Here is a 13980-nt window from a genome sequence, read left to right as displayed (position 1 = left end):
TGAAAGTTTTCCTTATTTTTAGCAAGGCGAAAGAAAATATGATATAATTAGGGTGTATAAAAAATTTTAAGGAGTCTTACTAATGGCTAAATTGACTGTTAAAGACGTTGATTTGAAAGGTAAAAAAGTCCTCGTTCGTGTTGACTTTAACGTGCCTTTGAAAGATGGCGTTATCACTAACGACAACCGTATCACTGCGGCTCTTCCAACTATCAAGTACATCATCGAACAAGGTGGTCGTGCTATCCTCTTCTCACACCTTGGACGTGTTAAGGAAGAAGCTGATAAAGAAGGTAAATCACTTGCACCAGTAGCTGCTGATTTGTCTGCTAAACTTGGTCAAGAAGTTGTTTTCCCTGGTGCAACTCGTGGCGCTGCTTTGGAAGAAGCTATCAATGCTTTGGAAGATGGTCAAGTTCTTTTGGTTGAAAACACTCGTTTTGAAGATGTTGACGGTAAGAAAGAATCTAAAAACGATGAAGAGCTTGGTAAATACTGGGCTTCACTTGGAGACGGAATCTTCGTTAACGATGCATTTGGTACAGCACACCGTGCTCACGCATCAAACGTAGGTATCTCAGCAAACGTTGAAAAAGCTGTAGCTGGTTTCCTTCTTGAAAACGAAATTGCTTACATCCAAGAAGCAGTTGAAACTCCAGAACGTCCATTCGTAGCCATCCTTGGTGGTTCAAAAGTTTCTGATAAGATTGGTGTTATCGAAAACCTTCTTGAAAAAGCTGATAAAGTTCTTATCGGTGGTGGTATGACTTACACATTCTACAAAGCTCAAGGTATCGAAATCGGTAACTCACTTGTAGAAGAAGACAAATTGGATGTTGCTAAAGACCTTCTTGAAAAATCAAACGGTAAATTGATCTTGCCAGTTGACTCAAAAGAAGCAAACGCATTTGCTGGTTACACTGAAGTTCGCGACACTGAAGGTGAAGCAGTTTCAGAAGGTTTCCTTGGTCTTGACATCGGTCCTAAATCAATCGCTGAATTTGACCAAGCTCTTACTGGTGCTAAAACAGTTGTATGGAACGGACCAATGGGTGTCTTTGAAAACCCTGACTTCCAAGCTGGTACAATCGGTGTAATGGACGCTATCGTTAAACAACCAGGCGTTAAATCAATCATCGGTGGTGGTGATTCAGCAGCTGCTGCAATCAACCTAGGCCGTGCTGATAAATTCTCATGGATCTCTACTGGTGGTGGAGCATCTATGGAACTCCTAGAAGGTAAAGTTCTTCCAGGACTTGCAGCCCTTACTGAAAAATAAGAGCTAGTGATGAAAAGAGTTGTGAAAACAACTCTTTTTTTGCTACAAACGATTGATATTCTTTGAAATAAAGTGAGTCTAGAAAATTAGTAGAGGTAAAAGTAAAGTATTGCCAGTTCGTACTGAGAAATGTTTTTACTTTGTAATATCTCTACAAAAATTCAGATGTTAATGTGAATTCTAGCAGTATATTGATTCGATATAGAGGTGGATAGTCTTACAGCATTTTAGATGTAATTATTACTGATTTTTTCTTACAATCAGGGCTGTTTTGTGGTAAACTAATATGGTATTTTTATTAAGGAAGTTACTATGGACCACAAATTTGATCCGAAGAAATTTAAGCTGGGTATGCGTACCTTGAAAACAGGCTTGTCAGTTTTTCTTGTCCTGCTTATGTTTCTTACTTTGGGTTGGCAAGGTACACAGATTGGTGCCTTGACAGCAGTTTTTAGTTTACGCGAAGATTTCGATAAGAGTGTACACTTTGGTGCTTCTCGTATTTTGGGAAATACCATTGGTGGTATTTTATCTTTGATTTTTTATTTTGTTAATGATTGGTTTCACGGTGCAATATGGGTTACCCTCTTTTTAGTCCCAATTTTAACCATGTTGACTATTATGTTTAATGTTGCTATGAATAATAAGGCTGGTGTTATTGGTGGTGTATCAGCCTTGCTGATCATTACCTTGTCTATCCCTGCTGGTGATACCATTCTATATGTATTAGCTAGGGTTTTTGAAACCTTCTGTGGAGTTTTTATCGCCATTCTTGTTAATTACGATTTAACCAAACTTAGAGATTATTTTAGAAAACGTGAGGAATAGTCACGTTTTTCTTTTTATCAAAAATATATGTTATAAAATGTAACATTAGGGTTGACATGTCCAAATTTTCAGAATATAATGGAAGGGTGAGAGGAGGAAGTCATGAAAGAAAAAGAACTCAGACGTTCTTTGGCAGTATTTCCAATTGGAACTGTCATGAAATTGACTGATTTATCCGCAAGACAGATCCGTTATTATGAAGATCAGGGGCTCTTGACACCAGATAGAAGCTCTGGTAATCGTAGACTCTATTCTTTGAAAGATATGGATGTTTTACTTGATATCAAGGATTTGTTGGATGAAGGGTTGAATATGGCGGCTATCAAGAAAGAATATGCCAGTCGTAAGAATAAAGCAGAGCAAAAGACACAACCTTTGACTGATGCTGATGTTCGTCGTATCTTGCATGATGAACTCCGTAATCAGGGTGGTTTTGCTAACCCGACACAATTTGGTAGTTTTCGTATGTAGTATCATACGTCTTAATTTGGTTTAAATAAAAAGGAGACCTCTAATTATGGCAATCACAGCAGCTGACATTCGTCGTGAAGTTAAGGAAAAAAATGTTACCTTCCTCCGTCTGATGTTCTCAGATATCCTAGGAGTAATGAAGAATGTGGAGATCCCAGCTACTGACGAGCAATTGGATAAAGTCTTGTCAAACAAAGCGATGTTTGATGGCTCATCAATTGAAGGATTTGTACGTATCAACGAATCAGATATGTACCTCTACCCAGATCTCGATACTTGGACTGTTTTCCCTTGGGGTGATGAAAATGGAGCTGTCGCAGGTTTGATTTGTGACATCTACACTGCAGAAGGTGAACCATTTGCTGGTGACCCTCGTGGTAATTTGAAAAAAGCTCTTCGTCACATGGAAGAAGTTGGTTATAAATCATTTAACCTTGGTCCTGAACCTGAGTTCTTCCTTTTCAAAATGGACGAACAAGGAAATCCAACCCTTGAAGTAAATGACCGTGGTGGTTACTTTGACCTTGCACCAACTGACTTGGCTGATAACACTCGTCGTGAGATCGTTAATGTTTTGACACAAATGGGATTTGAAGTGGAAGCAAGTCACCACGAAGTTGCCGTAGGTCAGCACGAAATTGACTTTAAATATGCTGATGTTTTGAAAGCATGTGATAATATCCAAATGTTCAAATTGGTTGTTAAAACTATTGCTCGTAAACACGGTCTATATGCAACCTTTATGGCTAAACCTAAATATGGTATTGCTGGTAGCGGTATGCACTGTAACATGTCACTATTCAACGATCAAGGTGAGAATGCCTTCTTTGATCCAGAAGATCCACGTGGTATGCAATTGTCTCAAGATGCTTACTACTTCTTGGGTGGTTTGATGAAACATGCTTACAACTATACAGCTATCATCAACCCAACAGTTAACTCATACAAACGTTTGGTTCCAGGTTATGAAGCTCCAGTTTATATCGCTTGGGCAGGACGTAACCGTTCACCACTTATCCGCGTACCTGCATCACGTGGTATGGGAACTCGTCTAGAACTTCGTTCCGTTGACCCAATGGCAAATCCATATCTTGCTCTTGCAGTTCTTCTTGAAGCAGGTCTTGACGGTATCGAAAATAAAATCGAAGCACCAGCACCAATCGAAACAAATATCTATGCTATGACAGCTGAAGAGCGTAAAGAAGCAGGTATCATTGATCTACCATCAACACTTCACAATGCGCTTAAAGCACTTCAAACTGATGATGTTGTTAAAGCTGCGCTTGGTAACCACATCTATACTAACTTCCTTGAAGCAAAACGTATTGAATGGTCTTCATACGCAACCTTCGTTTCACAATGGGAAATCGATAACTACCTAGATGTTTATTAATAAGAATTAAATCTGAGAGGAGCAAGTTTTATCGTGCTCCTTTTTTAGTTTCTCTCAAAAATGAGTTTAAGATATTTTTAACATTAAAATGTCATCTAATTTTATTGCTTTTTTATGAAATTGTCACATTCACTTGATATACTAAAAGTGTCATTTGGGAGGTTTATAAATGCGACAGAAAATTTTTACTAACAATAAGATTAAACAGACATCTATGATTCTTTCAGCACTTTTGGGTGTTGGTTTGCTTGCTCAGGATGTCAAGGCAGATAGCTATACTATTCAAGAGGGTGATTCTTTCTATAGTATTGCCAGTCAACATGGTATGGATATGTATGAATTGGCAAGTCTTAATGGCATGACTGTAGATAGTTTGATTTTACCTGGTCAGACGATTACAGTCTCTGGAACTAGTGCTGCAACGGGAGAGAGTTCAGCTGCTAGCTCTGCTATTAGTCTAGACTACTCAACAGGTCAAGCTTTGAATGTTATTCAAAATGAATATGGTCAAACGCTTGAAGTTGACGAGTATGGTAATGTGACCAATACTTATCCACTAGGTGAGTGTACTTGGGGTGTTAAGGAGTTAGCATCTTGGGCAGGCGACTGGTGGGGCAATGGTGGCGACTGGGCTGCTAATGCGGCTGCTGCTGGTTACGCTGTTGGAACAACACCTGTTGTCGGTTCGATTATCTGCTGGACAGATGGAAGTTATGGACATGTTGCCTATGTAACAGCAGTTGAAAGTGAAACTAAAATTCAAGTCTTAGAATCAAATTATAAATCACAGCGTTGGATTGATAATTATCGTGGTTGGTTTGATCCAACTAATAGTGTAACAGCAGGGACTGTTCATTATATTTATCCAAATGCTTAAACAAAGAGAAAGATGGGGAGGAGAGAACCCATCTTTTTTCTTAAATGAAAGCCTTTTAAGCTTAAATGGCTCAGCCAGCAAAGGAATTCTAAATCAGCTGTTACTTTTTTAAAGACCTTGTCATGAGGTTGTCACATAAGTTGGTTAAGATAGAAGAGCTTTATGTGGAAAAGAGGTTTAGGGTTTTAGATCAAAGTTGATATTTGAAAGGAACTCTTAAACAATGAAAATGACAAAAACACTTGCTACGATGACACTGGCTCTATCTTCTATGGGGCTTCTCTGGTCTGGTCAAATGGCTAGCGCTGATGAATACAGTGATTACAGCTATAGCTATACAAGTAGTGATTCTAGCAATCTCTACCCTGTTGGACAATGTACCTGGGGTGTTAAGTCGGTAGCAACTTGGGCAAGTAATAGTTGGGGAAATGGTGGTGACTGGGCTGCTAATGCCGCCGCAGATGGTTACAGTGTAGGGACTACACCAGTTGTTGGTTCAATTATTTGCTGGACAGATGGAGGCTATGGTCACGTTGCCTATGTAACAGATGTCTCAGCAGATGGTCAAATCCAAGTTTTGGAATCTAATTATGCTGGCAATATGACCTTGGCAAACTACCGTGGCTGGTTTGATCCTAATAATAGCGTGACAGCAGGTACGGTTTCATATATCTACCCAAATAGTTAATAGATAAGAAAACTCCGAGATGGTTGACCATCTCGGAGTTTCTTTTATTTATTGTCAGGTGTCAATACCATAGGGATGATAATTGGTTCACGCTCAGTCTTTTCATAGAGGAAAGGACGAAGGGCATTAACGATGGCACCATTGACTGATTGGATGCTGGCATCCTTGTTTTTAAGGGCGATACGAATAGCGTTGAAGAGCACACGTTGGCTTTCGCGGATAAGATCGCCTGATTCACGCATGTAGATGAAGCCTCGGCTGAGGATATCTGGCCCTGCAAGAATCATTTTTGATTTGAAATCAACTGTTGCGACTGCTAGGACGACACCGTCTTCTGAAAGGTCGTGGCGGTCGCGGAGGACTGCTGCACCGATATCTCCGATACCATTACCATCAACATAAATGTCTTGGGCATTAAAGTGGCCTGAGATGCGAGCAGAGTCTTTAGTGAGGGCTAGGACATCACCATTTTCCATGATGAAGATATTATCCTTCTCAACTCCTGTATCAACAGCAAGTCCTGCATGGACTTTTTGCATACGATACTCACCATGTACTGGCATGAAGTATTTTGGTTTGATCAAGCGGAGCATAAGTTTTTGTTCTTGTTGTCCACCGTGACCAGAGGTGTGGATATTGTTAATCTTACCGTGGATAACGTCAACGCCAGCTTCTTGAATCGTATTGATCAATTTGTTAACACTTGTTGTGTTACCTGGGATTGGGCTTGATGAGAAGATAACTGTATCGCCTGGTTGGAGGGTCACTTGGCGGTGAGTTCCGTTGGCAATACGAGCTAGCGCAGCCATTGATTCACCTTGAGAACCTGTACACATGATAAGAATCTCACTGGCGTGGTATTCTTTAATCTCATTTGGTTCGATGAAGGTTCCTTTTGGTACCTTGATATAGCCGAGTTCGATACCGTTGACAATGGCTTTTTCCATTGAACGTCCAAAGACGGCGATTTTACGACCTGTCTTAACAGCAGCCTCGGCAGCCTGTTGGAGACGGAAGATATTAGAAGCGAAGGATGCGAAGATGATACGACCTTGAATGCCTTCGATAATCTTCATAATTGATTGTCCGACAACTTTTTCCGAATTGGTAAAGGTTGGAACTTCAGCATTGGTTGAGTCTGAGAGAAGGCAAAGGACTCCTGATTCTCCAAGCGCAGCCATGCGGTGAAGGTCAGCTGGTTCACCAACTGGTGTGAAGTCAAACTTGAAGTCACCTGTACAGACAATTTTTCCTTGAGGTGTGTGGATAACGATACCTAGTGGCTCTGGAATCGAGTGGGTAGTACGGAAGAAGGTTACGCTAAGGTTCTTGAAGGTCAACTCAGTGTTGTGGTTGATTTCATAGAGGGTTGCGTCACGCAAGAGTCCGTGTTCTTCGAGTTTTCCTTTGATAAGGGCAAGTGCCAATGGCCCTGCATAAATAGGGATATTAGCCTGCTTGAGAAGGAAGGGGATACCACCGATGTGGTCTTCGTGACCGTGGGTGATGACAAGAGCCTTGATACGATCGATGTTTTCCACGATATAAGAATAATCTGGAATAACATAGTCGATACCTAAGAGGTCATCTTCTGGGAATTTGATACCAGCGTCGACGATGATGATTTCATCCTGATACTCGATACCGTAGGTGTTTTTACCGATTTCTCCCAGACCACCAATCGCATAAACCCCAACTTCTTCAGGTTTAAGATTGATATTACTCATAAAAGTTTCTGGTCCTTTCAAAATGATGCACAGTCCGTAGTCTGTGTTCTAATCTTAGAGTTCAGTTAGTTCAAAGGCACCAGTTTCTTTTTCGTATTCGAGGTGTTTGTCTGAGAGGAGTTCGATAAATTCGATATTGTAGGCTGTCTTTTCTTCCACGAGTTTACGTGCTTTGATACGGCCTTCCAATTCTTCACTAGCGTCGATGTCTAGGTAGAGGGCTTTAGTTTGTTCGCGGCGTGGGTTACGTGCTTTTGTTTCTTGGTAGAAAACTTTATAAATCATGTTGTTCCTTTCTGATATGAAGATTCTCTTCGAGATATGATCATGGCTAATCCAAATCATCAAAAAACAGTTAAAAAGATAGCTAGCACAGCTATTTTTAACTAGAAAATATGAAATTTTTAAGAGTAGTGGCCTTAGCCTTGATTCGTTTACAATTACTAAAATTATACCATATTGTGGCGCTTTGGAAAAGGAAATGCTAGAAAAACTTATGGAATGTTCGCTCTTAAGGTTTTATGCTATAATAGGTAAGACAAAATTCGGATAAAGGAAAGGTCACGATGAATATTTTAGCCTTTGATACTTCAAGTAAAGCTCTGTCTGTCGCTCTTTTTGCAGATGAGACCTTGCTTGGGGAGATTACCATTAATGTTAAGAAGAACCACAGTATTTCTCTCATGCCTAGCATTGACTATCTGGTTGCGACCTGCGATTTGACACCTAAGGATTTGGATCGTATTGTGGTTGCCCAGGGTCCTGGTTCTTATACAGGTCTGCGTGTGGCAGTGGCGACAGCTAAGACCTTGGCTTATGCCCTTAAGATTGACTTGGTGGGTGTGTCTAGTCTTGCAGCTTTGACAGATGTGGCTTTTGATGGACTGGTTGTCCCTGTCATGGATGCTCGCCGTAATAACGTTTATGTTGGCTTTTATGAAAATGGGCAGAGCATTAGCCCAGACCGTCATGCTAGTTTTGAGTCAGTCTTAGAAGAAGTTAAAGGACGTGAGAAGGTCATCTTTGTTGGAGAGGTTGCCAGCTTCACACAACAGATTGAAGAAGTAATGCCCCATGCTCTCATTCAGGAGACCTTGCCATCGGCTAAATTATTGGTGGAACTCGGTCGTAATAAGGATGCCGAGGATGTTGATGCCTTTTTACCTAACTATCTTAAGAGGGTTGAGGCTGAGGAAAATTGGCTCAAAAACAATGAGGCAACAGGTCAAGCAGACTATATTAAGAGGGTTTAAGTATGCCTAGAGATGACTATGCAGGAGCTGTCTTTGCCATCTTGCAGGATGTCTATGACAAGTCTCCTTGGAGTTTGGAACAGATTGCGACTGATTTAGAACAAGATCATACCGATTATTTTTTTGTTCAGGATGGTTCTGGTCAGATTGTCGGTTTTCTAGCCATTCAAAATTTGGTTGGGGAGCTTGAGATTACGAATATCGCTGTTTTAAAAAGTCATCAGGGACAAGGCTATGCAGGAAAGCTCATGCAGTTTTTGGCTGAGAGAAGTGAATCAATTTTTCTAGAGGTGAGGGCTTCTAACAAGGCAGCGCAAGCTCTTTATCAAAAGTACGGTTTTACGACTATCGGTAGAAGAAAAAATTACTATCATGAGCCGACAGAAGATGCTCTTATTATGCAGCGACAGAAGGAATGAGAATAGGATATGGCAGATAGATATTTATTGGCAATTGAGTCTTCATGTGATGAGACAAGTGTTGCTGTTTTGAAGAATGAGACTGAGCTTTTGAGTAATATCATTGCTAGTCAGGTGGAGAGTCACAAGCGTTTTGGCGGTGTGGTTCCAGAGGTTGCTAGTCGTCACCATGTCGAGGTGATTACGACTTGTATTGAAGATGCTCTGCGTGAGGCAGGGATTGAGGCAGACCAGCTAGAGGCTGTGGCTGTTACCTACGGTCCTGGTCTTGTTGGGGCGCTGTTGGTGGGAATGGCTGCCGCTAAGGCTTTTGCTTGGGCACACGGTTTGCCTTTGATTCCTGTTAATCACATGGCGGGTCACTTGATGGCTGCGCGTGAGGTTAAGGAATTGACCTATCCTCTTATGGCTCTTTTGGTGTCTGGTGGACACACAGAGCTGGTCTATGTGACCGAACCAGGCAATTATCATATCGTTGGTGAGACACGTGATGATGCTGTTGGTGAAGCCTATGATAAGGTTGGTCGTGTTATGGGCTTGACCTATCCTGCTGGTCGTGAGATTGACGAGCTTGCCCACAAGGGTCAGGATGTTTACGATTTTCCTCGTGCCATGATTAAGGAAGACAATCTGGAATTTTCATTCTCAGGACTCAAATCAGCCTTTATCAATTTGCACCATAATGCAGAGCAAAAAGGTGAGGAGCTTGTTTTAGAAGACCTCTGTGCTTCTTTCCAAGCTGCAGTGCTTGATATTCTCTTGGCTAAGACTAAGAAGGCCTTGGAAAAATACCCTGTTGAAACTTTGGTCGTTGCTGGCGGTGTTGCTGCTAATCAGGGCTTGCGTGAGCGTCTTGCTGAGGAATTGACAGATGTTGATCTTATTATTCCTCCACTTCGTCTCTGTGGTGACAATGCGGGTATGATTGCTCTTGCTGCCGCTGTTGAACGTGATAAGGAGCACTTTGCTGACCTATCGCTCAATGCTAAACCAAGTCTAGCTTTCGATGTCTTTGACAATTAAGCTTTACTTATAGACACCAATAGAAGTTGCTATCATATAGGCTTATAGCAATTTTTATTTTCCTGATTTTAGATAGGAATATAAGAGAAATGGAAAAAAATACCTTTAGGGATGGGGTTAAAGCCTCGCTTCCGACGGCCTTCGGCTATGTCTCAATCGGGATTGCCTGTGGTGTGGTTGGTGCTAGTGCTGGCTTGACTCCCTTACAGATGGGACTAATGAGTGCCCTTATCTATGGAGGCTCTGCCCAATTTGCCTTCTGCGCCTTGGTGGTTGCTGGTGCAGGTCTTCCAACCTTAGTTCTGACAGTTTTTTTGGTAAATTTGAGGAATTTTCTCATGAGTTTGCATGCAACGACTGTCTTTCCTAAGGTCAGTCTTTGGAATGGGATTGGTATCGGTAGTTTGATTACTGATGAAAGCTACGGTGTCATGCTCAATGAGTACGTCCATAATAAGACTATCAGTCCGGCATGGATGCACGGTAATAATCTGACAGGTTATGTCACTTGGATTTTATCTGTTTACTTTGCGACGATTCTGGGAGCATATATTCCAGATCCTGAGGTTTTCGGTTTGGATTTTGCTCTGGTTGCCATGTTTGTGTCTATCTTTGATTCACAAATTTCTGCAATGGTGCAGGTGGTTGCCAAGAAGAAGATTTTCTGGATTTTGCTTGCAGTGACGATTGCCTATGTCCTTTTGACCTTTGTGGTTTCAGAGTCGGCAGCTGTCTTGTTGTCAACCTTGATTGGTTGTTTTGTGGGGATGCTTTTAGATGACAAGTAATCTGATTTATTTAGCTATCATACTTGGTGCTGTGGTGACTTGGTTGCCACGTATCGCTCCCTTCATCTTGACCAAATACAAGGGGCTACCAGATATTGTCCTGCGCTTTTTGAACTATTTGCCAGTGACCATTATCTTTGCGCTAACGCTATCAAGCGTCTTAGAGGAGAAGACAGGTAGTCTTCCGACGGTAAAATGGTTAGAATTGCTAGCTATCTTTCCAACGCTTTTAGTGGCATCAAGAACTAAGAATATCCTTCTTGCAGTTGTGACAGGAGTCCTTGTCATGGCGGGCTTACGCTTTGTTTTTTAAAGAAAATCATGGATAATTTTTGTGAGAATTATCCAAGTTAAAATTGTAGATACGAAAAAGCGAACAAGATTGTTTTTTTAGGATTCAATCTTATTCGCTTTTTATTGTTCTTTAGACTACTTATTGATAAACATACAGTATATAAAGGTAATTATTGCTGACGTCAGGAGTGATAATAGACTTAATCCGTTTAACAAGTTTTTTGAGTCAACTCCTAAGGCGTATAGTAACAAAATGACGATATTACTAATAATGATTAGGGAATAAAAATATTGCTGTGATACTTTCCAATTTTCTTTAGAATGAAATACCCAAGGAAATCTCAGACCTAGACTTGCATTTCGAGACGGAAAGTAAAAATTTAGGGAACTATATATCTGTTTACACCAGACACAATATGTAGTGCTCCTGAGAATATACAAAAAAGGCGACTTCCAAGCTAGGAAATCGTCTTTTTTAAATTTGATAGAAATATCAATAATATCTTCTCAGTTTATCTTGATTTTCCTCGAAAAATTCTTCTAACCAGTCCAGACCATAGGCATAACTGAAACCTTCTAGGAGAACAGAAAAGTCAATGCTGTCAAATCCCATTTCTTTCAAGCCGTCAAAGGTATTAAATGGCGAATGGAAATGTTTATATTTGATGATTGCTCCAATATCTTTCAAATCCTGCTCTCTTGTGCTAACCATCTTCATACCCAATACGTATTCAATTGGAGCAACTAAAACAGTTAAGTTTTTGAATGAATATAGGGTCTCGCACAAATGTAATGGTGGCTGTCTGTTCATGTTTGCCACATTATTATTGAGCCATAGTTCTTCGTCAGTGTTCAAATTAAAGCGTTTCCCCACACGAGCAATAATTTCGTTGATTTTCTGACTTTCTTCATAAAAAGCATCTACATCTTGTGTAGCTCGCAAACCATGGTACTCTAAGACATAACCACCAACACAAATGATGTTTAAATGAAGATTGGCTTGAGATAACTCTTGGTTCAAGGCTTCAAAAACAGGTTTCATTTTATCCATGTCTGTATTTCTCCATCATTTTTTGTACATTGGTTAATTTGGCAGGCTTATTTAACGAAACCACATATTCATGAGTTGATGTGTGTTCTTGAATAGCATATTTCAAACTGACCTTTTGAAAATCTGTTAGTTCTTTAGAAGCTAATAACTTTTCGACATCTTCTTCCGTCAAATAAGAATGGTCTTCAAAAATAACTTTTCGCAGATAGCGAAACCAGTGACTAGCATTAAACCGTGATTGCTCTGATGCCTCTATCATGTAGTCATACCAATCCATCTTGCACCTTCCTTATCTTCTTTTTCTCAGCCCCTCATCTTCTTTAGGATTATAATTTAGAGTCTGTTGCAATTTTAAATCAAAACTGGAAAGTTCTAGCTTTTCTTCCTCAAATGGAATCTCAGGTAGTTTAAACTGAAACTTTTTGTAAAAGAAAGTATCAAATTCATCTTTATTGTCTGAAATATCTACTAAAGTATCTAACTCAGAAAGTCGAGCTTGTATGCTAATTTTTGTGACTTCTCCAAGTTTTTGATAAATCGCATAATAGGATAGGTCTTGGAAAAATTTTCGGTGTGATTTAATTACTTCCTGAGTGTAAGGGCAGTCATAGTAACTAAGATATTTGGTGTAAAAATTATCAGAGAGAGAAATTTGATAATCTACTAGTTTATTATCAATTGTTTTAGAAACTGTTCGCTCCATTTCTGCATGTAGTTTATCCATGGACTAACTCCTTGTATGTTGTACGAACTTCTGAAGATGCCAATAGGAGATTGAAGCGGTCGTTATCAGCCATGCTTCGGGTATTATAACGAAAGACAAACTCATCTACATAATCTTGTAGATGTTTTTTAGACCAAGAGTGGTAGATTCCTAGTACACCACGTTTGAGACCTGCCCAAAAACCTTCAATCGTATTTGTATAGACATCCTCAATAACATATTCACGAGCACCATGATTTACAAAAGCATGGTCGTACATTTTCGCAACTTTATTATAACCTAACCATTCATCAGTGTAAAGTTGAGCAGTGTCTTTCACAAATTTTACAATCTGCTCTGTTAAAGTTTTTGTGCCTGTATCGGCTACTTTATGAGCATTCAATTTTCCTTCTCGTGCAACCATCCCAACAACTGGGATTTTATCTTTTAGGGAGCGACCTTGGGCATTTTTAACTTTTTTGGAGTTATGGCGATTCTTATTTTTTCCTCCAATATAGGTTTCATCCACCTCTACAGTTCCATCTAACTCATTATTATTTTCTGAACCGAAACATCTACGAATACGCTCTAGCATAAACCAAGCGGTTTTTTGTGTAACGTGGATGTCTTTTGATAGTTGCAGAGAGGAGACGCCCTTTTTATGAGATGTCATTAGCCAGATAGCTATAAACCATTTTTGAAGGGAGACCTTAGTATTATCAAACATTGTACCAGTCCGAATATTAAAGTATTTACCAGTGTTTTTACATCTATATTTACCATTCTTGCATTTATAGACTTTAGATGTTTCATCAAAAGGACTGACTACATAGCCATTCCAGCGAATTTTTTCTAAATATTGTTCACAGTAATAATCATTTGGAAAAGCATTCATCAAATCATACAATGATTTAAACTCACCTAGCATCTCTTTACTCCTTCTTTATTCTAAAATTATTATACCACAAATAATACAAAAATCAATATTATAGTGTAATAATGGATATAATTGTTTTCAAGACTAGTATTTTGTGATATAATGGTATTATAAAAATAGCAAAGGAATTGATTTGTATGAACGCAATCACAGATCACAGCTCACAGCTCACAGCTCACAGCTCACAGCTCACAGCTCACAGCTCACAGCTCACAGCTCACAGCTCACAGCTCACAGCTCACAGCTCAC

Annotated in this window: 17 protein-coding genes and 2 pseudogenes; 12 read left to right on the top strand and 7 right to left on the bottom strand. The window is 39.9% G+C overall.

What is annotated here, in order from left to right:
• Positions 1 to 82: 82 nt before the first annotated feature.
• The 7 genes and pseudogenes from JOC28_RS05580 to JOC28_RS05555 form a co-directional block, all read left to right on the top strand.
• The gene (locus JOC28_RS05580) at positions 83 to 1279 is read left to right on the top strand and encodes a phosphoglycerate kinase (protein WP_205009663.1); all 1197 of its coding nucleotides are present in this window, start codon (positions 83 to 85) and stop codon (positions 1277 to 1279) included.
• 312 nt (positions 1280 to 1591) lie between these two features.
• Positions 1592 to 2107, top strand: coding sequence for an FUSC family protein (locus tag JOC28_RS05575; protein ID WP_205009662.1), 516 nt, complete (start codon positions 1592 to 1594; stop codon positions 2105 to 2107).
• 102 nt (positions 2108 to 2209) lie between these two features.
• Positions 2210 to 2578, top strand: coding sequence for a MerR family transcriptional regulator (locus tag JOC28_RS05570; RefSeq protein WP_205009661.1), 369 nt, complete (start codon positions 2210 to 2212; stop codon positions 2576 to 2578).
• 46 nt (positions 2579 to 2624) lie between these two features.
• On the top strand, positions 2625 to 3971 hold the full coding sequence (glnA, locus tag JOC28_RS05565) for a type I glutamate--ammonia ligase (protein ID WP_205009660.1): 1347 nt from the start codon (positions 2625 to 2627) through the stop codon (positions 3969 to 3971).
• 214 nt (positions 3972 to 4185) lie between these two features.
• Positions 4186 to 4384: pseudogene (locus tag JOC28_RS10965) on the top strand (LysM peptidoglycan-binding domain-containing protein); the annotation flags it as partial.
• 125 nt (positions 4385 to 4509) lie between these two features.
• A complete protein-coding gene (locus JOC28_RS10960; protein WP_386701308.1) occupies positions 4510 to 4848 on the top strand; it encodes a CHAP domain-containing protein in 339 nt (112 codons plus the stop codon).
• Positions 4849 to 5203: 355 nt separating this feature from the next.
• A pseudogene (locus tag JOC28_RS05555) lies at positions 5204 to 5536 on the top strand (CHAP domain-containing protein); the annotation flags it as partial.
• Positions 5537 to 5580: 44 nt separating this feature from the next.
• On the opposite strand, the gene rnjA reads toward JOC28_RS05555, so the two are convergent.
• Together rnjA and JOC28_RS05545 are read right to left on the bottom strand one after the other, a co-directional pair.
• Entirely contained in the window at positions 5581 to 7263 is a 1683-nt protein-coding gene (rnjA, locus tag JOC28_RS05550) for a ribonuclease J1 (RefSeq protein WP_205009657.1), read from the bottom strand.
• A 54-nt stretch (positions 7264 to 7317) separates the two neighbouring features.
• Positions 7318 to 7548 carry a DNA-dependent RNA polymerase subunit epsilon gene (locus tag JOC28_RS05545; protein ID WP_205009656.1) on the bottom strand — a complete coding sequence of 77 codons (231 nt, stop codon included), beginning with the start codon at positions 7546 to 7548 and terminating at the stop codon, positions 7318 to 7320.
• A gap of 281 nt (positions 7549 to 7829) precedes the next feature.
• Here JOC28_RS05545 and tsaB point away from each other — a divergent pair, with 281 nt between their 5' ends.
• The 5 genes from tsaB (at position 7830) to JOC28_RS05520 (ending at position 11059) form a co-directional block, all read left to right on the top strand.
• Entirely contained in the window at positions 7830 to 8516 is a 687-nt protein-coding gene (tsaB, locus tag JOC28_RS05540) for a tRNA (adenosine(37)-N6)-threonylcarbamoyltransferase complex dimerization subunit type 1 TsaB (protein WP_205009655.1), read from the top strand.
• 2 nt (positions 8517 to 8518) lie between these two features.
• Complete coding sequence (rimI, locus tag JOC28_RS05535; RefSeq protein WP_205009654.1) at positions 8519 to 8935, top strand: ribosomal protein S18-alanine N-acetyltransferase; 417 nt, start codon at positions 8519 to 8521, stop codon at positions 8933 to 8935.
• Positions 8936 to 8944: 9 nt separating this feature from the next.
• Positions 8945 to 9958, top strand: coding sequence for a tRNA (adenosine(37)-N6)-threonylcarbamoyltransferase complex transferase subunit TsaD (tsaD, locus tag JOC28_RS05530; protein WP_205009653.1), 1014 nt, complete (start codon positions 8945 to 8947; stop codon positions 9956 to 9958).
• A gap of 89 nt (positions 9959 to 10047) precedes the next feature.
• Positions 10048 to 10746, top strand: a complete 699-nt coding sequence (locus tag JOC28_RS05525; protein ID WP_205009652.1) for an AzlC family ABC transporter permease — start codon at positions 10048 to 10050, stop codon at positions 10744 to 10746.
• Positions 10736 to 11059, top strand: a complete 324-nt coding sequence (locus tag JOC28_RS05520) for an AzlD domain-containing protein (RefSeq protein ID WP_205009651.1) — start codon at positions 10736 to 10738, stop codon at positions 11057 to 11059. The genes JOC28_RS05525 and JOC28_RS05520 overlap by 11 nt, the downstream gene beginning before the upstream one ends.
• 116 nt (positions 11060 to 11175) lie before the next feature.
• Here JOC28_RS05520 and JOC28_RS10955 read toward each other — a convergent pair whose 3' ends face one another.
• The 5 genes from JOC28_RS10955 to JOC28_RS05495 are packed head-to-tail and all read right to left on the bottom strand — an operon-like array spanning position 11176 to position 13722.
• Positions 11176 to 11481, bottom strand: coding sequence for an SdpI family protein (locus tag JOC28_RS10955; protein ID WP_205009650.1), 306 nt, complete (start codon positions 11479 to 11481; stop codon positions 11176 to 11178).
• Positions 11482 to 11533: 52 nt separating this feature from the next.
• Positions 11534 to 12091, bottom strand: coding sequence for a DUF6036 family nucleotidyltransferase (locus tag JOC28_RS05510; protein ID WP_205009649.1), 558 nt, complete (start codon positions 12089 to 12091; stop codon positions 11534 to 11536).
• A complete protein-coding gene (locus JOC28_RS05505) occupies positions 12084 to 12368 on the bottom strand; it encodes a hypothetical protein (protein ID WP_205009648.1) in 285 nt (94 codons plus the stop codon). The genes JOC28_RS05510 and JOC28_RS05505 overlap by 8 nt, the downstream gene beginning before the upstream one ends.
• A gap of 12 nt (positions 12369 to 12380) precedes the next feature.
• Positions 12381 to 12815, bottom strand: coding sequence for a hypothetical protein (locus JOC28_RS05500; RefSeq protein WP_205009647.1), 435 nt, complete (start codon positions 12813 to 12815; stop codon positions 12381 to 12383).
• Positions 12808 to 13722: an IS1595 family transposase gene (locus JOC28_RS05495; RefSeq protein ID WP_205009646.1), complete on the bottom strand. Its 915-nt coding sequence runs from the start codon at positions 13720 to 13722 to the stop codon at positions 12808 to 12810. Before JOC28_RS05495 ends, JOC28_RS05500 begins: the two co-directional genes overlap by 8 nt.
• Between the last annotated feature and the right edge of the window lie 258 nt (positions 13723 to 13980).

This window comes from Streptococcus loxodontisalivarius (genome assembly GCF_016908645.1).
GTDB classification, from domain to species: Bacteria; Bacillota; Bacilli; order Lactobacillales; family Streptococcaceae; genus Streptococcus; species Streptococcus loxodontisalivarius.
Note: the sequence above shows the minus strand (reverse complement) of the source record. Positions and strands in the feature narration are given on the sequence as shown.

What these genes read in the sequence shown, in the direction of transcription:
- rnjA (WP_205009657.1), bottom strand. Translation starts at nt 7,263, where the DNA reads ATGAGTAATATCAATCTTAAACCTGAAGAAGTTGGGGTTTATGCGATT.
- JOC28_RS05500 (WP_205009647.1), bottom strand. Translation starts at nt 12,815, where the DNA reads ATGGATAAACTACATGCAGAAATGGAGCGAACAGTTTCTAAAACAATT.
- glnA (WP_205009660.1), top strand. Translation starts at nt 2,625, where the DNA reads ATGGCAATCACAGCAGCTGACATTCGTCGTGAAGTTAAGGAAAAAAAT.
- rimI (WP_205009654.1), top strand. Translation starts at nt 8,519, where the DNA reads ATGCCTAGAGATGACTATGCAGGAGCTGTCTTTGCCATCTTGCAGGAT.
- JOC28_RS05525 (WP_205009652.1), top strand. Translation starts at nt 10,048, where the DNA reads ATGGAAAAAAATACCTTTAGGGATGGGGTTAAAGCCTCGCTTCCGACG.
- tsaD (WP_205009653.1), top strand. Translation starts at nt 8,945, where the DNA reads ATGGCAGATAGATATTTATTGGCAATTGAGTCTTCATGTGATGAGACA.
- JOC28_RS05570 (WP_205009661.1), top strand. Translation starts at nt 2,210, where the DNA reads ATGAAAGAAAAAGAACTCAGACGTTCTTTGGCAGTATTTCCAATTGGA.
- JOC28_RS05495 (WP_205009646.1), bottom strand. Translation starts at nt 13,722, where the DNA reads ATGCTAGGTGAGTTTAAATCATTGTATGATTTGATGAATGCTTTTCCA.
- JOC28_RS05575 (WP_205009662.1), top strand. Translation starts at nt 1,592, where the DNA reads ATGGACCACAAATTTGATCCGAAGAAATTTAAGCTGGGTATGCGTACC.
- JOC28_RS05580 (WP_205009663.1), top strand. Translation starts at nt 83, where the DNA reads ATGGCTAAATTGACTGTTAAAGACGTTGATTTGAAAGGTAAAAAAGTC.
- JOC28_RS05520 (WP_205009651.1), top strand. Translation starts at nt 10,736, where the DNA reads ATGACAAGTAATCTGATTTATTTAGCTATCATACTTGGTGCTGTGGTG.
- JOC28_RS05510 (WP_205009649.1), bottom strand. Translation starts at nt 12,091, where the DNA reads ATGGATAAAATGAAACCTGTTTTTGAAGCCTTGAACCAAGAGTTATCT.
- JOC28_RS05505 (WP_205009648.1), bottom strand. Translation starts at nt 12,368, where the DNA reads ATGGATTGGTATGACTACATGATAGAGGCATCAGAGCAATCACGGTTT.
- tsaB (WP_205009655.1), top strand. Translation starts at nt 7,830, where the DNA reads ATGAATATTTTAGCCTTTGATACTTCAAGTAAAGCTCTGTCTGTCGCT.
- JOC28_RS05545 (WP_205009656.1), bottom strand. Translation starts at nt 7,548, where the DNA reads ATGATTTATAAAGTTTTCTACCAAGAAACAAAAGCACGTAACCCACGC.